The organism is Helicobacter pylori, assembly GCF_011140715.1.
Classification (GTDB): Bacteria; Campylobacterota; Campylobacteria; order Campylobacterales; family Helicobacteraceae; genus Helicobacter; species Helicobacter pylori_DA.
In genome coordinates this window covers 36,485-54,744 of the sequence record NZ_SFZZ01000036.1, presented here as the reverse complement: position 1 = coordinate 54,744, position 18,260 = coordinate 36,485, and the positions used below count along the sequence as shown (strand labels likewise).

At 39.5% G+C, this 18,260-nt stretch carries 20 protein-coding genes and 1 pseudogene; 6 read left to right on the top strand and 15 right to left on the bottom strand.

Translation table 11 applies throughout. The annotated features are described in order from the left end of the window. Positions 1 to 587: 587 nt before the first annotated feature. Entirely contained in the window at positions 588 to 818 is a 231-nt protein-coding gene (locus tag EWZ81_RS03685; RefSeq protein WP_000468328.1) for an HP1242/YdcH family protein, read from the bottom strand. Between the two features lie 118 nt (positions 819 to 936). On the opposite strand from EWZ81_RS03685, the gene alaS reads away from it, so the two are divergent. From alaS to EWZ81_RS03665, 4 genes and pseudogenes are all read left to right on the top strand, one after another. Beyond that, complete coding sequence (gene alaS / locus EWZ81_RS03680; RefSeq protein WP_165549049.1) at positions 937 to 3,480, top strand: alanine--tRNA ligase; 2,544 nt, start codon at positions 937 to 939, stop codon at positions 3,478 to 3,480. 1 nt (position 3,481) lies between these two features. Further along, the gene (gene maf, locus EWZ81_RS03675; protein ID WP_165549048.1) at positions 3,482 to 4,054 is read left to right on the top strand and encodes a septum formation inhibitor Maf; all 573 of its coding nucleotides are present in this window, start codon (positions 3,482 to 3,484) and stop codon (positions 4,052 to 4,054) included. Between the two features lie 112 nt (positions 4,055 to 4,166). Beyond that, positions 4,167 to 4,642 (top strand): annotated as a pseudogene (locus tag EWZ81_RS03670) (hypothetical protein). Between the two features lie 144 nt (positions 4,643 to 4,786). Continuing rightward, positions 4,787 to 5,044: a hypothetical protein gene (locus EWZ81_RS03665; protein ID WP_001875154.1), complete on the top strand. Its 258-nt coding sequence runs from the start codon at positions 4,787 to 4,789 to the stop codon at positions 5,042 to 5,044. Positions 5,045 to 5,122: 78 nt separating this feature from the next. On the opposite strand, the gene EWZ81_RS03660 is transcribed toward EWZ81_RS03665, so the two are convergent. The 5 genes from EWZ81_RS03660 to EWZ81_RS03640 all read right to left on the bottom strand — a co-directional run bounded on the left by EWZ81_RS03660 (position 5,123) and on the right by EWZ81_RS03640 (position 10,198). Then, positions 5,123 to 6,127 (bottom strand): formamidase, encoded by a 1,005-nt coding sequence (locus EWZ81_RS03660; protein WP_000534794.1) that lies wholly within the window; start codon positions 6,125 to 6,127, stop codon positions 5,123 to 5,125. Positions 6,128 to 6,293: 166 nt separating this feature from the next. Next, the gene (carA, locus tag EWZ81_RS03655) at positions 6,294 to 7,421 is read right to left on the bottom strand and encodes a glutamine-hydrolyzing carbamoyl-phosphate synthase small subunit (protein WP_165549047.1); all 1,128 of its coding nucleotides are present in this window, start codon (positions 7,419 to 7,421) and stop codon (positions 6,294 to 6,296) included. Next, entirely contained in the window at positions 7,421 to 7,972 is a 552-nt protein-coding gene (locus EWZ81_RS03650) for a DUF507 family protein (RefSeq protein WP_165549046.1), read from the bottom strand. The genes carA and EWZ81_RS03650 overlap by 1 nt, the downstream gene beginning before the upstream one ends. 78 nt (positions 7,973 to 8,050) lie before the next feature. Then, positions 8,051 to 9,298 carry a glycosyltransferase family 39 protein gene (locus EWZ81_RS03645; RefSeq protein WP_165549045.1) on the bottom strand — a complete coding sequence of 416 codons (1,248 nt, stop codon included), beginning with the start codon at positions 9,296 to 9,298 and terminating at the stop codon, positions 8,051 to 8,053. Between the two features lie 3 nt (positions 9,299 to 9,301). Continuing rightward, positions 9,302 to 10,198 (bottom strand): DMT family transporter, encoded by an 897-nt coding sequence (locus tag EWZ81_RS03640; RefSeq protein ID WP_165549044.1) that lies wholly within the window; start codon positions 10,196 to 10,198, stop codon positions 9,302 to 9,304. Between the two features lie 345 nt (positions 10,199 to 10,543). Between EWZ81_RS03640 and EWZ81_RS03635 the strand changes: the two genes are divergently transcribed. Next, a complete protein-coding gene (locus tag EWZ81_RS03635) occupies positions 10,544 to 11,005 on the top strand; it encodes an HP1233 family protein (protein WP_165549043.1) in 462 nt (153 codons plus the stop codon). A gap of 87 nt (positions 11,006 to 11,092) precedes the next feature. Here EWZ81_RS03635 and folP read toward each other — a convergent pair whose 3' ends face one another. From folP to EWZ81_RS03605, 6 genes are all read right to left on the bottom strand, one after another. Beyond that, complete coding sequence (folP, locus tag EWZ81_RS03630) at positions 11,093 to 12,235, bottom strand: dihydropteroate synthase (RefSeq protein WP_165549042.1); 1,143 nt, start codon at positions 12,233 to 12,235, stop codon at positions 11,093 to 11,095. Beyond that, positions 12,232 to 12,888, bottom strand: a complete 657-nt coding sequence (locus tag EWZ81_RS03625; protein ID WP_165549041.1) for a DNA polymerase III subunit delta' — start codon at positions 12,886 to 12,888, stop codon at positions 12,232 to 12,234. Before EWZ81_RS03625 ends, folP begins: the two co-directional genes overlap by 4 nt. Next, a complete protein-coding gene (gene hobA, locus EWZ81_RS03620; RefSeq protein ID WP_165549040.1) occupies positions 12,885 to 13,427 on the bottom strand; it encodes a DNA replication regulator HobA in 543 nt (180 codons plus the stop codon). Before hobA ends, EWZ81_RS03625 begins: the two co-directional genes overlap by 4 nt. Further along, the gene (locus EWZ81_RS03615; protein ID WP_165549039.1) at positions 13,424 to 14,641 is read right to left on the bottom strand and encodes an aspartate kinase; all 1,218 of its coding nucleotides are present in this window, start codon (positions 14,639 to 14,641) and stop codon (positions 13,424 to 13,426) included. The genes hobA and EWZ81_RS03615 overlap by 4 nt, the downstream gene beginning before the upstream one ends. A gap of 1 nt (position 14,642) precedes the next feature. Beyond that, positions 14,643 to 15,110, bottom strand: a complete 468-nt coding sequence (locus EWZ81_RS03610; RefSeq protein WP_079340445.1) for an RNA pyrophosphohydrolase — start codon at positions 15,108 to 15,110, stop codon at positions 14,643 to 14,645. Positions 15,111 to 15,270: 160 nt separating this feature from the next. Beyond that, a complete protein-coding gene (locus EWZ81_RS03605) occupies positions 15,271 to 15,561 on the bottom strand; it encodes a c-type cytochrome (RefSeq protein WP_033599402.1) in 291 nt (96 codons plus the stop codon). 93 nt (positions 15,562 to 15,654) lie between these two features. On the opposite strand from EWZ81_RS03605, the gene hemW reads away from it, so the two are divergent. Then, positions 15,655 to 16,692, top strand: a complete 1,038-nt coding sequence (gene hemW, locus EWZ81_RS03600) for a radical SAM family heme chaperone HemW (RefSeq protein ID WP_165549050.1) — start codon at positions 15,655 to 15,657, stop codon at positions 16,690 to 16,692. Positions 16,693 to 16,742: 50 nt separating this feature from the next. Here hemW and crcB read toward each other — a convergent pair whose 3' ends face one another. The 3 genes from crcB to EWZ81_RS03585 are packed head-to-tail and all read right to left on the bottom strand — an operon-like array spanning position 16,743 to position 18,197. Beyond that, complete coding sequence (crcB, locus tag EWZ81_RS03595; RefSeq protein WP_165549038.1) at positions 16,743 to 17,135, bottom strand: fluoride efflux transporter CrcB; 393 nt, start codon at positions 17,133 to 17,135, stop codon at positions 16,743 to 16,745. A 46-nt stretch (positions 17,136 to 17,181) separates the two neighbouring features. Further along, complete coding sequence (locus EWZ81_RS03590; RefSeq protein WP_165549037.1) at positions 17,182 to 17,862, bottom strand: uroporphyrinogen-III synthase; 681 nt, start codon at positions 17,860 to 17,862, stop codon at positions 17,182 to 17,184. A 2-nt stretch (positions 17,863 to 17,864) separates the two neighbouring features. Further along, complete coding sequence (locus tag EWZ81_RS03585; protein ID WP_165549036.1) at positions 17,865 to 18,197, bottom strand: rhodanese-like domain-containing protein; 333 nt, start codon at positions 18,195 to 18,197, stop codon at positions 17,865 to 17,867. Between the last annotated feature and the right edge of the window lie 63 nt (positions 18,198 to 18,260).

Sequence of the window (18,260 nt, the reverse complement as noted above, 5' to 3'; positions counted from 1 at the left end):
CTTTCTTTTTTAAACCCTTTCTTTTTTAAACCCTTTCTTTTTTAAACCCTTTCTTTTTTAAACTCCCTTTTTGGGGGGGTTTTTTTAAACCCTTTGTTTGAACTTTCTTTTTTTTTTGAAACCTTTGTTTTGAAACCTTTGTTTTGAAACCTTTGTTTTGAAACCTTTGTTTTGGGGGGGGTTTGATGAAAAAATCCTTTTTAGCGTTTTTGATGGTTAGTTAGTGGGAAACTTGGCGTTAATTCAAGCGATAATCTCTTAAAAAAGCGCTTCTTTAGGGGGTTTAGTGGGGTTAAAAGGGGATAGTTATTCTAAAATACCCCTATATTCTCAAGAAAATAAAACAAACTCAATAAAATGATTTTTACAACAAAATGAGAGTTAGAACGATAAAACTAAAGTTTTAAAAACCCATTTTTTAAAAATGTTAAATTTAATAAAGCTTATGGTGGGAATAAAGCTAAAAGCAACCTAACGCTTTAACCTAAAATCAAGGTGTTAAGTCTAACTAATAAATCTAACCAAGCGATAAGCCAAAACGCCTTTTAAAAAGCGTTTTAGCGTGTTTTGATAAAGATGACTAAATCTTAAACATGATCGGATTTTTGCTTTTCTCTATACTCTATGATCATGCTGTGGATTTCATCTTTTAATTTTAATTTTTGTTTTTTCATGTGGCTGACTTCAGCATCGCTAGCGTTTTGTTGCTCGGCGGTTTTGATGTCGTCATCAAGCTGGTTGTGTTTCTCAAAAATCTTATCAAAATGCGGATTATTCGCTTTTAACACGCTGATTTCGTCTCTAAATTCATGGAACATGGTTTTCTCCTTTATTTTGGATGTTTAAAGTATAATAAACTATCTTTTTAAAAAAACAACTTAAAAGAGCTATAAAATAGCTTTAAAGCGCGCGATAAAACGACAAAAAGGAATACCCATGGACATTCGCAACGAATTTTTACAATTTTTTAAAAATAAAGGGCATGAGATTTATCCCAGCATGCCTTTAGTGCCTAATGATGCCACCTTGCTTTTTACCAATGCCGGCATGGTGCAATTTAAAGATATTTTTACTGGGATTGTGCCACGCCCTAGCATCCCTAGAGCGACAAGTTCGCAATTGTGCATGCGTGCAGGCGGCAAGCATAACGATTTAGAAAATGTCGGTTATACCGCAAGACACCACACGCTTTTTGAAATGCTAGGGAATTTCTCTTTTGGGGATTATTTCAAAGAAGAAGCGATCTTGTTTGCGTGGGAATTTGTAACCAAAAATTTAGGGTTTAAGCCTAAAGATTTATACATCAGCGTGCATGAGAAAGACGATGAAGCCGTTAAATTATGGGAAAAGTTTGTGCCTGTTGATAGGATTAAAAAAATGGGCGATAAAGATAATTTCTGGCAAATGGGCGATAGCGGGCCTTGCGGGCCTTGCAGCGAAATCTACATTGATCAAGGCGAAAAACACTTCAAGGGGAGTGAGGATTATTTTGGGGGCGAGGGCGATAGGTTTTTAGAAATTTGGAATCTGGTGTTCATGCAATACGAACGCTCTAGTAATGGCGTTTTATCCCCCTTGCCAAAGCCTAGCATTGATACGGGCATGGGCTTAGAAAGGGTGCAAGCGCTATTAGAACATAAGCTCAATAATTTTGATTCTTCATTATTTGCGCCCTTAATGGCAGAAATCAGCGAGCTTACAAGCTTAGATTATGCGAGCGAATTTAAACCAAGCTTTAGGGTAGTGGCCGATCACGCCAGGGCGGTGGCGTTCTTGCTCGCTCAAGGGGTGCATTTCAATAAAGAAGGCCGTGGCTATGTTTTAAGGCGTATTTTAAGGCGAGCCTTAAGGCATGGGTATTTAATGGGCTTGAAAGAAGCGTTTTTATACAAAGTCGTGGGCGTGGTGTGCGAGCAATTTGCTAACACGCATGCGTATTTGAAAGAATCTAAAGAAATAGTGATGAAAGAGTGCTTTGAAGAAGAAGAGCGCTTTTTAGAGACTTTGGAATCTGGCATGGAATTGTTTAACTTGTCTTTAAAGCATTTGAATGAAAATAAGATTTTTGATGGCAAGATCGCTTTCAAGCTTTATGACACTTTTGGTTTCCCTTTAGATTTAACGAACGACATGCTAAGAAGTCATGGGGCATGCGTGGATATGCAAGGCTTTGAAAATTGCATGCAAGAGCAAGTGAAACGCTCTAAAGCCTCATGGAAAGGCAAGCAAAACAACGCCGATTTTAGCGCTATTTTAAACGCTTATGCGCCCAATGAGTTTGTAGGGTATGAAACGACAGAATGTCCTGCCAAAGTTTTAGGGTTTTTTGATAGCGATTTTAAAGAAGTAACAGAAGTAAGCCCTAACCAAGAAGTCTGGGTCTTATTAGAAAAAACCCCTTTTTACGCAGAAGGTGGGGGGGCTATAGGCGATAAGGGCGCACTTTTAAAAGGTGATGAAGAAGCGGCTCTAGTGCTAGATACAAAAAACTTTTTTGGGCTTAATTTTTCGCTCCTTGAAATCAAAAAAGCGTTAAAAAAAGGCGATCAAGTGATCGCGCAAGTGAGCGATGAACGCTTTGAAATCGCCAAACACCATAGCGCGACGCATTTATTACAGAGCGCTTTAAGAGAAGTTTTAGGCTCGCATGTGAGTCAAGCAGGGAGTTTAGTGGAATCCAAACGATTGCGTTTTGATTTCTCGCATGCTAAAGCACTCAATGATGAAGAGTTAGAAAAAGTAGAAGATCTAGTCAACGCTCAAATTTTCAAGCACCTAAAAAGCCAGGTGGAGCATATGCCCTTAAATCAAGCCAAAGATAAGGGAGCGTTAGCGTTATTTAGCGAGAAATACGCTGAAAATGTGCGGGTGGTGAGCTTTAAGGAAGCGTCCATTGAATTGTGTGGGGGCATTCATGTGGAAAACACCGGGCTTATTGGGGGGTTTAGGATCCTTAAAGAAAGTGGGGTGAGTAGTGGGGTCAGACGCATTGAAGCGGTGTGCGGGAAGGCCTTTTACCAACTGGCTAAAGAAGAAAGTAAAGAGCTTAAAAACGCTAAGATTTTATTGAAAAATAACGATGTGATAGCCGGTATCAACAAGCTTAAAGAAAGCGTGAAAAACAGCCAAAAAGCTCCCGTTCCTATGGATTTACCGGTTGAAAAAATCCATGGCGTGAGTTTGGTGGTGGGCGTAGTGGAAAATGGCGATATTAAAGAAATGATTGACCGATTGAAAAATAAGCATGAAAAATTGCTCGCTATGGTGTTTAAAAAAGAAAATGAGCGCATAAATCTCGCATGCGGGGTGAAAAACGCTCCCATAAAAGCGAACGCATGGGCTAATGAAGTGGCGCAAATTTTAGGGGGCAAAGGGGGCGGGAGAGACGATTTTGCGAGCGCTGGGGGTAAGGATACAGAAAAATTGCAAGCCGCGCTCAATTTAGCGAAAAATACCGCCCTTAAAGCTTTAGAGGGATAGCATGGAGCTTATTTTAGGTTCTCAATCTAGCGCTAGGGCGAATCTTTTAAAAGAGCATGGGATTGAGTTTAAACAAAAAGCGTTGGATTTTGATGAAGAAAGCCTAAAAACCACAGACCCTAGGGAGTTTGTTTATTTGGCGTGCAAGGGGAAATTAGAAAAAGCTAAAGAATTGCTCACAAACCATTGCGCTATCGTGGTTGCTGATAGCGTGGTGAGCGTGGGTTGTCAAATGCAACGAAAAGCTCAAAACAAGCGAGAAGCCCTTGAATTTTTAAAACGCCAAAATGGTAATGAAATAGAGGTTTTAACCTGCTCGGCATTGATTTCTCCTAAATTAGAATGGCTGGATCTATCGGTTTTTAGAGCGCGTTTAAAGGCGTTTGATTGTAGCGAAATAGAAAAATACTTAGAGAGCGGTTTATGGCAAGAAAGCGCGGGCTGTGTGCGTTTAGAGGACTTTCATAGGCCTTATATTAAAAGCTCAAGCAAGAATTTAAGCGTGGGGTTGGGGCTGAATGTGGAAGGCTTGTTAGGGGCGCTACAATTAGGGGCTGAAATTGCATCGTTATAAACGCTATTATTTTATAAACATTAAAAACACTATTCACTGACTGATAAACCCCCTTGACAAACAAAAAAACGATACACTCCAGCATTTGATGTTTAAAGGGTTTCTCGCAACAATGGCGCATTTTATTTTTTCTGTTGTGGTGGTGCTTTTATGGTTGGTTGCGTGGGGCATATATCTCGTGTTTGGGAAGAACTTAAAAAGAGAGATGGAAGAGATAGAAAATTCTGATCCCAATCAAAACAATCCTTTCATTACTGCTGCTATGGGTATTGGAGGAGCGGCTATTAGTATTTTTTTCCCAGGTACTAAACCAATCGTTGATGGCATCAAGCCGTTGGCTGAGAAAGGTTTGCAAGAGGCGTTTAGAAAAGACAAGCTCACAGAAGGGCAAAAATTTCAATTTCTAGCTTAAGATTTTTGTCGTTATTTTGCATCGTTGTTGCAGCAATGATAGGCTTGTGTCTCATTTGGAGTTTCAATGGGTGGTCTTTTTGGAAAGTAACGGGTTATTTTCTCCTTTATGTGTTTCTTTGCTCCGCTTCAACATTTCCAAGTATATTTATTATTGATATATTAGATGACCGATAATTGGTTCATGATAAAAAGCAATGTTTCTAGGTTTATCCCTAAAAGATAAGCGTTAAAAATACTCTATCTAACTGATAAACCCCCTTGACAAACAAAAAAAACGATATACTCTAGCATTTGATGTTTAGGAGTTGTCATGGGGTCTTGGTCTCGTATTCTTTTATCAATCTTGGTGGTGGTTTTGGGATTAGCGCTTACTACCATGCTCATAAATTGGCATGTTTAGCGGGAATGATCTATTATGGCTATGGCATTATTACAGATTTTAGCACTCTATCATCTACAATGTGGTGGTGGTCTTTATCAAAAATAACATGGTTTTGCATAGGTTATATCGCTTTATGGGGGCTTACGCTTATTATAGGTCGTCTTACATGCTCTACAATAGAAGACTATTCGTAAAAATTGATTGAAAAAAATTAAAATAGGGGGGACGCTAGAACCTTTAAACAGATTCTAGCAAAGACATAAAGTTAGGGATTATTTCCCAAAACGCCCACCGGTGGTAGGGTAGCCATAAATAGAGCCATCTTTGATTTTCATGTGATCTTCCCAAGGCAATTTGTATTTACCGGCCGCTAAGTCTTTGATGTAGGTTAAGCCTGCGTCATGTTCTCCGCCCGGTTTAGCCACATACCCTCTATGGCCTAGGTTGTAAATGTTGTTTTCTAAGCCCCAACTTAAGCGAGCGTTGTCTGCCATTTTAGGATAGATTTCCCCAGTTACAATCTCCCAAGGGTTGCGGTGCCCTTGAACGAGAGTCGTGCCATCAAAGTTACAGATTTGCCCTTCGCCAAAGTAGTAAAAGACATTGTCATAGCCGGCTAAATTCACGCTCACGGTATACATCAAATTGTGCCATGCGTTGGAGCGGTTGGTCAAAATCCATTGATCATTGACTTGAGTGCTATAGCCTGAAATGCGGATATACACATTGCACCCTTTATAAGCCGCTTCTCTAGCGAGCTCTGGAATCATGCCGTCATGGCAAATGCACACAGCTAATTTTGATCCACCCGGCCCCTCGCACACAGGCATTCCTAAATCCCCAGGATACCATGGTTCAATGGGATTCCATGGGAATAGCTTGCGGTATTTTAAAATGATTTCACCTTGCGGATTAATGATAATGGCGGTGTTGTAGGGGTTTTTGTTAGAATCAGGATTGCGTTCCATGATTGAAAAAACACCATAAACTTTCGCCTCTTTACACGCTTGAGCGTATAACTCTGTCTCTTTACCCGGGACATCTAATAAAAACTCTTCACTAAGCCACTTAGCGGTATTCAAACCTTGCGTGCTGTATTCAGGGAAAATGATAAGCTCCACTCCCGGATACCCCGCTTTAGTCGCATGCAAGGTTCTAATAATGCTTTCAATGTTGTGATCAATATCCTTACGGCTATTGACAATTGGCACAGGAAACTGAATGGCTGCCACTAAAAACCCTTCAATAGGTTTGCCCATACTACCGATACTTCCCATAATAACTCCTTCTAAAAAGTTTTGTCGCAATAACAATAACAATTATTGCGAGAGAATGCTATTGCAAGAGAACTAATTTAGAGTAAATGCGAGATTTTTTGATAAAAAGATTTAAATCTATTTTTAAAGCGCTTTTCAGCCTCTACAGGTGCTGTTTTAAAACCCCCTAAAAGCCCTTTAACAATCCCACAAATTCTTTAAAAATATAATGGCTCTCTTTGGGGCCGGGGCTGCTTTCTGGGTGGTGCTGGACAGAGATGATGGGAGCGTTTTTATAGCGCACGCCCTCAATGGTGTTGTCAAAAAGATTGCGGTGCGTGATAACAGCGATTTCTTCAATTTCTTCAGGGACGCAATAGTTGTGGTTTTGCGCGGTGATTTCAACGGCGTTTGTTTTTAGGTTTTTAACGGGGTGGTTGCTCCCATGATGGCCAAATTTGAGCTTGTAGGTAGGATAACCTTGTGCGATAGAGAGCAATTGATGCCCTAAGCAAATGCCAAACATGGGGATTTTAGCGTCAATGAGTCGCTTGATTTCTCCAATTTCTTGCTGCAAGCTCAAAGGATCGCCTGGGCCGTTAGAGAGGAAAATCCCGCTAATTTCTTTTTTTTCATAGGCTTTAATCAGATCGCTAGCTTTAGTATGGTGCGGATAAATAAGGGCTTTTAACCCCACATTTTGAAGCTCGTTTAAAATGTTGCCCTTAGCCCCAAAGTCTAGCACGGCGATAATTTTATGAGAGGTTTTTTCATCAAAAGGCTTGTAATCTAGGGTGTTGAAATCAAAAGTAGTGCGTTGGTGCGTGATTATTTTTGGCGTGGAAACGCTAGACACTAAGGGGGAGTGAGAAATTTTAGGAGCGTTTTTTAAAATCTCTTCAAGCTTGTTTTTGTCATGCTCTATCGTGGAAGCTACTATCATCAAGCACCCATAATGGCGTAAGGTTTTGATCAAACTCCTGGTATCAATGCCACAAATCCCTAAAACGCCACGCTTTTTTAAATAAACGCTCAAGCTAGAATCCGCCCTTGAATTAGAAAAAAATTCGTTGTAATGGCGCGCTAAAACCCCTGTGCATGAAAAAAAGGATTCATCATCTTTAGAATTAGCACCCACAACCCCAATTTCAGGCATGCTAAAAACCACAAATTGCCCCTTATAGCTAGGGTCGCTGATGACTTCTTGATAGCCGCTCATGGAAGTGTTAAAAACAAGCTCGCCCACTTGCGTGCCACTAGCCCCAAAACTTTGCGCTTGCAAAAAAAGCCCGTTTTCTAAATAGAGAGAAACCATTATAAAAAGCCCTTGCGCCTTAATTCTTCTTCATAGAGCCTTTCAAACACCAACTCGTATTCATCGCTCCCTACGGGGAGTTTGCGTTTGTAATGCTTGATTTTTTCATGCACTTCATTTTCAATGCTTTCATACGCTTTAGAATAGGTGTCAATGGATTTGTAAATCAAGTTTCTTATCAAATTCTCTGACACGCTAAATATGATCAAATCCTCATCTAAGATTTTGTTCAAAATCTGGTGCGATAAATCGTTGCACCTTTCTTCCCAAAACAAATGAAAGCCCTCTTTTTGAGCGATCTGTCTTTTAATCATCCAAAAAAGCTGCCTTTCATCCATCCGCATGAATTCTATTTCATCGGTGTTTTCTTCTAAAAGCTCTCTGGCTTGCTCATCAATGGCGTTTTCTTTTTTAACGCTTTTTTCTAAAATCCCTTCTATCAATTCACACAATAATTCCCTAGGGGCTTTTAATTCTAATAGTTTTGAATGGATAAAGTCGTTAGCAATCTTATGGCTTATATGGGTGATATGGGTTAGTTTGAGTCTCATGATTTTTCTCGCGTATTTTATTTATTTTTAGAGTGCATTTTATCGTTTTTTAGATAAAACGCTTTTTAAAGAATGGATTTAATGGCGTACCAAACTATAGGATTGTAGAATTTTATCAGCGTAGATGATTGTAATATCAGGGCGTTTTTTAGAAATCTTAGTGTTAATGAGCCTTAACCTCCCCCCTTCTTTAATGCCATAAAATTGGAGCCTTAAAGCGAGCTGTTTATCGTTAGTGCGGATTTGATGAATGCCTCTTAGTTGCAAGGCTGTAGCGACTTCTTTGGCTAAGAAATGCCGGTTTAATAATTTTTCATTAGCGCCAGAAATCTTACTCCCCCATAAAAAGAGCGTTTCAGTGAGCATTAAAAGATACAAACTAAAAACGCGCAAATAATACTGCCCCCTAAATTCCTTTAAACGCACCCTAAGGCTATTTAAAACGCTTTTAATGAACAAGGGTAAGCCGATTAACGCTAAGGGGGCGAAAGTTTTTAAATCTATCTCTTGGCGCATGCTCAAAAGCAAAGGGAAAAGCCAGCCGCTCGCGCTCATAAAGGATAGTAACGATGGCTTTTTATCCAAAAGGGCTTTATAGAGCGTATAAGGGTAGTAGAGGAACAATAAGGGCGAATACAAAAGCATGAGTTCTAAGCAAGTGTCTATAAAATACCCGCTAGGCAAGCCTTTATTAAAATCCCCACTAAAAAGAGCGATATTTACGCCTAAACCTACCAAAGCAAAGATCGCGCTCTTAAAATAGCGTCTTCTTAAAGCGTAGGCAAAAACCCCTAGTAAAAGCGGGATGAACGCGCCGTCTAAAAACGCGCAAGCGCTAAGGATCAAATAAGGGATTTTTTGGGTTTTGATATACAAATAGCTAATCAAAAGCCCAAGGCTTAACACCAGCACGCTTTTAGCTAGTAAAATCGCAAAGAGATTCACCCCAGGCAATAAAGCGTAAGTCAATACCACATAAAGAGCGTCTTTAGGCTTTTTTAAAATCTTTCGCCCTATGATGTAGAATAAAAACATGTTGATGACGTGAGCGATCAAAAAAGGCAATCTCAAAGCCAAATCGTTTTGGCCTAAAATGGCGGTGCTTTTTTGAGCGATTTGAACAAACCACACATCGCTATAAAAAAAGTCCTTCGCTTCATTGTAACTGATAGAAATTTCTTCGCTCATCAACAGCCCCAAAGCCAGGACTAAAAAAACCATGACGATAAAGACTAAATCGCTTAAATCAAAGCTTCTTGTTTTTTTCTCTGGATAAATAAAGTAGCTAAAGTATAACAGAGCGCTTTGTAAGGGACTTAGCTGCATGGCTTAAATTTTTTTTAATTCTTTTAAAAGAGCGGGCAAGGCAATGAGTAATCCTGAACATAAAATCAAAGCCACCCCCAAAGAGCTTTTAAGATCCAAAAATGTATCGCCTAAATACAGCCCAAACAACAGCCCCCAAACAATGCGGGTGTATTCAATCGGGGCAATGATCCCAGCGGGCGCGTTCATGTAAGCATAAGTTAAGAAATACTGCCCTAAAGTCCCGCTAATCCCTATTAAAGAAATCCATAAAATATCCTCTTTTCTAGGGATATGAATGCCTGTGGATAAAAAAGGAATATCAACAAACATGCCCGCTAATCCAAGAAGGCTCATGCCAAAGGCGAACGCTAAAATCACGGCTTGCTTGTCATAATATTCCCTCAAATCCCTTAAAGTGATATACGCTAAAGACACAAAGATCCCGCTCAATATACCCATAAAAATTTCAACCGGCCCCACATTTTCCACACTAGGATCTGAAATCAACACCACCCCCACTAGCCCGATGCATGCAGAAATTAACGCGCTTCTTTTGAGTTTTTCTTTCAAAAGAAAAGGGGAAAGAAGCACCGTATAAATAGGCGCACATTGCGAGAAAGCCGTCGCTGTAGCGAGCGAAATTTTTTCAATATTATAAAAAAACGCTAGCATGGCCAAGCCCCCTACAACGACCCTAAAAGCGAGCTTTTTAAAACCGCCTTGTTTGTAACTCTTCAAGCGGTAGGGTTTGAAAGGATAAACGAGCAAGAGTAAAAGCGTCATGGTAATGGAGCGGTAAAACACGTTTTCCATAGGGGAAAAATAATCCGCTGTGATTTTAACAAACGCGCTCATGATCCCAAAGCATAAATTCGCCAAGAGTATCATTGAAACGCCAAACAAAATGGTATTACGCATGCTTTTTGCTCATAGATTAAAGATTTTTAGGGTAGTTTAACCTAAAATCTCTAATTAAGACTTAAAGTTTTTAAGCTCTAAACGCATAAAAGTTGCATCGATTGATAAAATCATGGTATAACAATGCTCTAGGAGTTTTACCTTTTGTTTATCCATTTTAAGCTCCTTATAGAAATATGAAAACATAAAAACACGAATCCTTTTTGAAAATAAACTCCTAGACCCTTTTTAAAGGGTTTGAACGCCATCATTAGGAAACTTTTTTAAGCTTTTTGAATTTTTTAGTCTCATTAGGGAATGGATTTTGCTTAATATCAGCGTAAAATTCAATTATAGGAAATTCACATGGCTGTTTCTTCTATCAATCAGTTTGATTCTAACCTCTATGGGCTTTTAAACGCTAAAAGCACTCCTAAAGAAGACCTAGCTCCTATTGAAAACACAGAAAAAATAGAGCGAGAAAAAAAGGACGCTCCAACAGAAAACCTCCCCTTTAACCCTGACAAGAGGGAAACTTACGGCTTTTTGGTTTTAGAATTGATGAGCGATAGAGAATATGAGGCTTTTTTAAGAGCTACAGCCGGAATGGATGAGAGTCAAAAACGCTTGGCCGCTCAGTCGCTCTATAGTTTGACGGATTTTTATAACGGGAAATTCTCTAAAGAAGTGGAAAACGCCCCCAAACAACCGATAAATGGCTTGCACAAAAAAGCCCTACAAACCTTTAACGCTACCAACCATAACGCTTTTTTGCAACGCTACCAAAACGCTTATAACAACCCTTCAACGATGGATGTGATTCTTTAAAGATTAATCAAGGATTGATTATCAAAAACGCTTTTGAGCGTTTTGATGATAACCAACGCCCAGTGGGATCAAAATCAAAAATTGGGTTCAATCCGTTTCTTCCAAACTCTTAAACACCTTGATTAAATCTATATGCTCATCAATGTCATGTGCTCTTAAAATACTCGCTCCATTTTGCAGCGCCATTAAATGCAAACTCAAAGTGCCAGCGAGCCGGTTTTGAACTTCACGCCCAGTGATAAGCCCGATCGTGTTTTTACGACTCGCTCCCACCAATAAGGGTTTTTTGAACTTAAGAAAATGGCTTAAATGCTTGATTAAGGCTAAATTATGCTCTTTTAATTTAGCGAATCCAAACCCAATATCTAAAATAACATCTTGAAGCGCGTATTTTTCTAAAACCTCTAGTTTTTCCTTAAAGAAGCGATCCATTTCATCAAATAAATTGTGGTAAAAAACATTTTCTTGCATGTCTTTGGGGGTTTTTTGAGCGTGCATTAAAATGCAAGTGGGCTTGTAATCTCTGGCGACTTCTAGCATTTCAATGCTATTAAAACCGCTCACATCATTAAGGATGGAAAAATAATGCTCCAAAGCCATTTGGGCGGTTTGGGCATGGTAGGTGTCTATGCTGAATTTAGCGCATTGGTAGAGTTTTTGGGATTTGATTTCTAATAAAATTTCTTTTAAGCGATCTTGCTCTGTTTTTGGATCAATGATTTCACTCTCTGGCCTTGAACTGGCCGCGCCTATATCAATGAGCGTGATACCCTTTTCTAGCCATTGATAGATTTCTTCAAGCGCTTTTTTGCTACTAAACCGGCTCTTTTCATAGAAACTATCCGGCGTGAGATTCAAGATTGCCATGATCTGTGGGGCGTTAGGTTTTTTAGCTTTGAGGTGGCTTTTTAATTCTTGCGCTAAATGTTTAAGCCCAAAGGGTTGGGAGTGGCACTTAACAATCAGGCGTTCTAATTGGCTAGCGCTCGCAACCAACACCCCATCATAAAAAGGCTCTTTAGCCAAAATACAATCTCTTGGCGTGGCAAAATCGCCCCCAACGCTTATGGCTTCTTGTTTTAAAATGAGCGTTGCACTTAAGGGCAGATGCTGGATTTCAAAAACAAAGCTAACGCCTTTTTTGTGCATATGGGTTTGAGCGGATTTTTCTGATCCGGTTTTTAAAAGGGCGTTTTTGAGCACATCAGGGTTAAGGCGTTTTACAATCATGGCGTTTTCTTTTTAGATAAAAGGCTTAAAAGCAGTGGTAAAAGATTATAGCTGAGCTTGTAATAAGAGCTGTTAGCCTTGATCGCTAAATCAAAGGCTTGCAATTCTTGCTCATTTAAACAGATTTGGTGTCTGTGGATACTCTCTAACAGGCTTTCAATCCTTTCCCTCTGATTTTCTCTGGAATCAAAATTTTCTTTGTCTAAATTTTTTAAAAACGCATAAATATCTTTCAAATCTAGCTTGGATAAATCCAAATCTAAAGGTTTTAGGGGGATTTTTTGGCGTTTGTCTTCTTTGATTAAGCGGGATTTAATGGTGGCTAACACATGGTTTGGGCTTTTAGCGAACATGATAAAACAAACATTATTTGGGGGTTCTTCTAAGATTTTTAAAAGCGCGTTTTGGGCTTCTGTGCCATAACTGGGCGCAGCGATTAAAAAAGCGTTCAGTTCGCTGTGTTTGAGATTGGCTTTGGATAGGACTTCTTTGGCATGCTCTATTTTAAAATCCTTGTTGAAAGTTTTGATCACCTTTTTGTCTTTTTCAATAATCTCGGTGTAGAATTTAATGTGGTGTTCAAAAAGGCTTGCGGTCTCTTCTAGGCTCTCTTCAAGATTGTCCGTATAAATAAGGCGGTTGAGGTTTTTCACAGAGTAACCTTATTGTATAGCACGCTAAAAAGCGCGTTTTCAAAGAGTTTGAAGAGTTGCAATAATTTATAATCCAATAAGATGTCATGCTCTTTTAAAAGCAAGCAATCTTCTTTAAGCTCTTCAAAAAGCCATAAAAAACTAGGGATTTTACTCAGCAGTATCGTTTTCAAGCCTTCATTTTCAACCCTCCCAACATGCCAAAACATGGGGTTTTGATAAGTCATCTCTATGGTGGCTAGAGAGAGATTCGCATCGTTTTTGGGGTAGAAAGAAGAAGCGTTAAAATCAATGACGGACAATAAGGGGCGCTCTTTTAAATCTTTAGGGTTTAAGTTAGAAAGAATGTAATTTAAAAACCAGTGTCTAGAAGAATCCGCGCTCACTAACAGCGATCCGCCATTAAGCACATGCGAGATGGTTTGCGCGATGAGTTTGGCATAACTTGATCGTTCTAATTCCAACCACCCGCTTTGCTGGGCGATAAATTCCCCCTGATCACGCACAAATTCCTTGATCCAGTCGTAGAAATTTTTCATTGATCTAATTGATACACCGCATGCAAAGTTCTAACGGCTAATTCAGCGTATTTAATGTCAATCAAAACCGAAATTTTAATCTCGCTTGTGGAAATCATCATGATGTTGATATTGTCTTTGGCTAGGGCTTTAAAAGCGATACTCGCCACCCCAGAATGCGACTTCATGCCCACGCCCACTATGGAAACTTTAGCGATATTTTCATCATAATCAATGGAATCCGTTTGCGCTAAAAAAGGCTTTAAGGCCTGCTTGGTTTCTTCTATTTGGGTTTTAACAATCGTAAAATCCAAATCGGTTTTGCCGTCTCTGCCGATCGTTTGGACTATCATATCCACATTAATGCGATACTCCGCTAAAGCGCCAAAGATTTCAGCGGCAATGCCTGGCCGATCTTCCACGCCCTCCATGCTCACACGAGCCTGATTCTTATCCAATGCAATCCCACTCACTATAGGGGTTTCCATGCGTTCTCCTTTAAAGTCTTTTTCAGCCACAATGAGCGTGCCTTCGCTATGGTTAAACGAATTGCGAGTCACTAACTTCACGCTGAGTTTTTTGGCCAATTCCACCGAGCGGTTTAATAAAACCTTAGCCCCCATAGAAGCCAGTTCAAGCATTTCATCATAGCTGATTTGCGCGATTTTTTGAGCCTTTTCTTCAATGCGCGGATCGGTGGTATAAACGCCATCCACATCCGTATAAATTTCGCACAGATCCGCTTTTAAAGCCCCGGCCAAAGCGACCGCACTCAAATCGCTCCCTCCGCGCCCTAAAGTCGTTGTTTCGCCTTGAATGTCAGCGCCTTGAAACCCAGCGATCACTACGATGTAGTTTTTTTCTAAAAGCTCTGTGATGCGTTTAGTGTCAATAGATTGGATCACGGCGTTTTGAAAGTGCGAGCTGGTTAAAATGCCCGCTTCTTTCCCGCTCAAGGAAATGGCTCTATGCCCGTATCTTTCTAACGCCATGCTCAAAGCCGCGCTTGAAATCCATTCCCCAGCGCTGACAATCCTATCCATTTCCCGCTTGTTAGGGTTATGGCTAAAATTCTTGCCAAATTCTAAAAGCCTATCGGTTTCGCCACTCATCGCAGAAACCACCACCACGACTTGATGCCCTAATTTAACGCTTTCTAAAACCCTTTGAGCGACATTGTGGATCCTTTCTATGCTGCCCATGCTCGTGCCGCCGTATTTTTGAACGATTAACACCCTATAAATACCCCTCTTTTCTAAAATAAGCGATGACTTGGCGGTACACTTGACGCTTAAAGGGAACGATTTTTTTAAGCAAATCCTTAAGATGGATGAATTGATAAGCTCTAAATTCTGGCGTGTGCTTGTTCAAATCAATGTTGTTCGCATGCTTTAGGCGCACTAAAAAATAGCGCTGCTTTTGCCCGTCAAACGCATAGAATTTATGCTCCATATTGCTTGGGAAATCATAGGCGATCCATCTGGGGTATTGCGCTAAAATCTCTATTTCATTCGTGCCAATTTCTTCTAATAATTCTCTATAAAGTGCTTCTAAAGGGGTTTCGCCCTCATCAATGCCCCCTTGGGGGAATTGCCACGCCCCTTCAATATCTATGCGCTCAGCGATAAAAACTTCGCATGTATTAGGGTAGTCTGGCGACATGATAATGGCCGCAACGTTAGGACGATATTTTTTATGTAGCATAGGTCTTTATTCTAGCTCTTTCTTAATGTGATTAAGATCGTATTATAGTGTATGCTGGCTTTAAGTAGGGTTAAGAGCACCATTAAAATCAAAAATTAAAAAAAGGGTTTGAAACTCATTTTAATAGCGTCCGAATAACGCTATTAAAAAATGAGAGAGTTTATTTGAGAGTGGGGATGTATTTGGCTAAAGCTTTGATGTCTTCATCGCTTAATTTTTTAGCCTGCGCGGTCATGACAGGATTCTTATTAGCACCGCTTTTAAAATCCATAAGATCTTTTTCAATTTCTGCTGCACTCATCATGTTGACGATTTTGCTTTTGCCTAAAGCTTTCTTTTCAAACTTGACCCCATGGCAAGCGGCACAACCTTTTGCAAGAGCTTTAACATCGGTTGCCATTAAAGCGTTTGCGAACGCCAAAACGCCTAAAGCCACAATAACCTTTTTCATCGTCTGTCTCCTTACTTATCAAAATGATCTTAAAATGATACAATTACAAGTTTAAGCTTTGCTTAAAATGAAGTGAAAATGAGAGAAATAAATATGATTTTATACATTCATATCCCCTTTTGTGAAAATAAATGCGGTTATTGCGCTTTCAATTCCTATGAAAATAAGCATGGGCTAAAAGAAGAATACACTCAAGCGTTATGCCTGGATTTAAAGCATGCCTTAAGTCAAACTGATGAACCAATTGAAAGTATTTTTATTGGCGGCGGCACACCCAACACTTTAAGCGTGAAGGCTTTTGAAAGGATTTTTGAAAGCATTCATCAACATGCACGCTTGAGCATGGAATGTGAGATCACCACTGAAGCTAACCCCGAATTGATTTCTAAAGCTTGGTGTCAAGGCTTAAAAGATTTAGGGATCAACCGCTTGAGTTTAGGGGTGCAAAGTTTTAGGGAGGATAAATTGTTGTTTTTAGAGCGCCAACATTCCAAAAATATCGCCCCCGTGATAGAAATTATTTTTAAAAGCGGGATTGAAAATGTCAGCATTGATTTGATTTATAACACCCCATTAGATAATGAAAACTCTTTAAAAGAAGAACTAAAACTCGCTAAAGAACTCCCTATCAACCATTTGAGCGCTTACGCTTTGAGCGTTGAAAAAAACACGAATTTGGAAAAAAACGCCAAAAAACCCTCATGCGCTCATTTTGACAATGTGGTGAGAGAGATTTTAGAGGGCTTTTCTTTCAAGCAATACGAAGTGTCTAATTACGCTAGAAATTACCAAGTCAAACACAACTTAGCTTACTGGGGGGCTAAAGATTATTTAGGGTGTGGGGCTGGGGCTGTGGGCTGCGTGGCGAATGAGCGCTTTTATGCGAAAAAACTCATAGAAAACTACATCAAAGACCCCCTACAACGCCAAGTTGAGACGCTTAATAAACAAGACAAGCGCTTAGAAAAATTGTTTTTAGGCTTGAGGTGTGAGCTGGGGGTTGAGCTTAGTTTGTTAGATGAAAATAAAGTAAAGTTTTTGATTGAAGAAAATAAGGCTTTCATTAAAGATAACCGATTGATAGCGAGCGATTTTTTCATGGCCGATGAAATAGCTTTGTGGCTGTTGTGATTGTAGGCTCTGCTTTAATCAAGCGTTAATAAAACGCTAGAAAGCGTTTTTTAATGAATGCCTACAAAATTTTTAGCCAAAAACCAACCGATAGCCACCCCAATAAGCCCTAAAATATTAGTGCCTAAGACATAAGAAATGGCTTCAAGGTATTGGGATTTTTGCAAGAGTTTTAAAGTGTCTAATCCATAAGAAGAAAAGGTTGTAAAACCCCCTAAAACCCCGGTTACAAAGAAAATCCCAAAATCATCACCAAAAACTTTTTTGGCGGCCAAATGCCCCATAAAGCCGATGACAAAACACCCTATGAGATTCACGCTAAAAGTCCCTAAAGGGAAACTTTCAAACATTAAAAATTTACTGGGCATTATTTTGCCCACAAAATACCTCAACGAACTCCCTATAGCCCCCCCTAAAGCGGCCCATAAAAAGACAAGATTCATGTATCATCCTTTAAAAATCAATGGAGAGCATTATAATAAGATATTTTTAATATTCCTTAACCCTCAAATTTAAAGCCAGTTCTAAACACGCTTCTAAGGAAGGCTTTTTAGCAATATAGCTTTGAATGCCTTTCTCTTGTAAATAATGAGCGGTCGTGTTGCCAATGCTTATAGCGGTGTAATTTTCTAAAAATTCAAAATAGTGTAAAAAGGCTTTTGCATGGCTTATAGCGGTAAAAATAAGAACGCTCTTTTCTTTGGGTTTTAGGGCGTTTTGTTCGCTTAAGGTCAAATGTTTGAGCTTGTTTTCATAAACAACGGCTTGCTTGAAATCAATGCCATGCTCTAAAAGAATGGTGTCCAAAGAAGAGGCAATCTCTTTTGCCCTGAGATACAAAACGCTTTTTTTTTCCAATAAAGGAAGGATTTCTTGAACAAACTCTTTGCCATGGGCTTTTTCCCCTATAAAGGCGGTTTTAAAATGGTGATCTTGTAAGGTTTTGGCGGTGGGTTCGCTCAAAGCGTAAGCAGGAATGTTTTGTAAAATTTTGAGTTTGGGGCTGTCTTTTAGGGTTTCTAGCAAGGAAAACACCGCATTTTTAGAAGTGAAAATCAGGGCGTTAAAAGGGGTTAAATCCAATTCTAAAGGATAGTAGCGCAATTCGTTTAAAATGAGAGTCTTATAAGGGGCGATTCTTTGAGAATGCACCCATACAATCTCCCTCATGCCTAGTTTTTTTTATCGCAAGTGTCATCATAGACCATTCTAAAGCCGTATTTTTCAAAATCATAGACATTGCCCTCTAAATAATAGGGCGTATAGCCTAATTCATGCATGCTTTTAGCCGCATCTAAAGCCCTGCGACCAGCCCTGCAGTGGAGCAATACTTTTTGATCTTTGTGTTGGGCTAAAAAATCAGCGAGCTTTTCTTGGTCATTGACGCTAATGAGCGTGGCGTTAGGCAAATGCAGTTCTTCATATTCGTCCAATTCGCGCACATCCACCACGATAAAATCATTGAAATTGACTTCTTCTAAACTGATTGCATAATATTCAAGCATGTTTATCCTTAATTATTAAAGTAAGGTTATGTTACAATGATTTGATAAATAGGAATGTTTAAG

Excerpts from the sequence above, each read along its gene's own strand:
- EWZ81_RS03685 (WP_000468328.1), bottom strand. The coding sequence starts at position 818 with ATGTTCCATGAATTTAGAGACGAAATCAGCGTGTTAAAAGCGAATAAT.
- alaS (WP_165549049.1), top strand. The coding sequence starts at position 937 with ATGGACATTCGCAACGAATTTTTACAATTTTTTAAAAATAAAGGGCAT.
- maf (WP_165549048.1), top strand. The coding sequence starts at position 3,482 with ATGGAGCTTATTTTAGGTTCTCAATCTAGCGCTAGGGCGAATCTTTTA.
- EWZ81_RS03660 (WP_000534794.1), bottom strand. The coding sequence starts at position 6,127 with ATGGGAAGTATCGGTAGTATGGGCAAACCTATTGAAGGGTTTTTAGTG.
- carA (WP_165549047.1), bottom strand. The coding sequence starts at position 7,421 with ATGGTTTCTCTCTATTTAGAAAACGGGCTTTTTTTGCAAGCGCAAAGT.
- EWZ81_RS03650 (WP_165549046.1), bottom strand. The coding sequence starts at position 7,972 with ATGAGACTCAAACTAACCCATATCACCCATATAAGCCATAAGATTGCT.
- EWZ81_RS03645 (WP_165549045.1), bottom strand. The coding sequence starts at position 9,298 with ATGCAGCTAAGTCCCTTACAAAGCGCTCTGTTATACTTTAGCTACTTT.
- EWZ81_RS03640 (WP_165549044.1), bottom strand. The coding sequence starts at position 10,198 with ATGCGTAATACCATTTTGTTTGGCGTTTCAATGATACTCTTGGCGAAT.
- EWZ81_RS03635 (WP_165549043.1), top strand. The coding sequence starts at position 10,544 with ATGGCTGTTTCTTCTATCAATCAGTTTGATTCTAACCTCTATGGGCTT.
- folP (WP_165549042.1), bottom strand. The coding sequence starts at position 12,235 with ATGATTGTAAAACGCCTTAACCCTGATGTGCTCAAAAACGCCCTTTTA.
- hobA (WP_165549040.1), bottom strand. The coding sequence starts at position 13,427 with ATGAAAAATTTCTACGACTGGATCAAGGAATTTGTGCGTGATCAGGGG.
- EWZ81_RS03610 (WP_079340445.1), bottom strand. The coding sequence starts at position 15,110 with ATGCTACATAAAAAATATCGTCCTAACGTTGCGGCCATTATCATGTCG.
- EWZ81_RS03605 (WP_033599402.1), bottom strand. The coding sequence starts at position 15,561 with ATGAAAAAGGTTATTGTGGCTTTAGGCGTTTTGGCGTTCGCAAACGCT.
- hemW (WP_165549050.1), top strand. The coding sequence starts at position 15,655 with ATGATTTTATACATTCATATCCCCTTTTGTGAAAATAAATGCGGTTAT.
- crcB (WP_165549038.1), bottom strand. The coding sequence starts at position 17,135 with ATGAATCTTGTCTTTTTATGGGCCGCTTTAGGGGGGGCTATAGGGAGT.
- EWZ81_RS03590 (WP_165549037.1), bottom strand. The coding sequence starts at position 17,862 with ATGAGGGAGATTGTATGGGTGCATTCTCAAAGAATCGCCCCTTATAAG.
- EWZ81_RS03585 (WP_165549036.1), bottom strand. The coding sequence starts at position 18,197 with ATGCTTGAATATTATGCAATCAGTTTAGAAGAAGTCAATTTCAATGAT.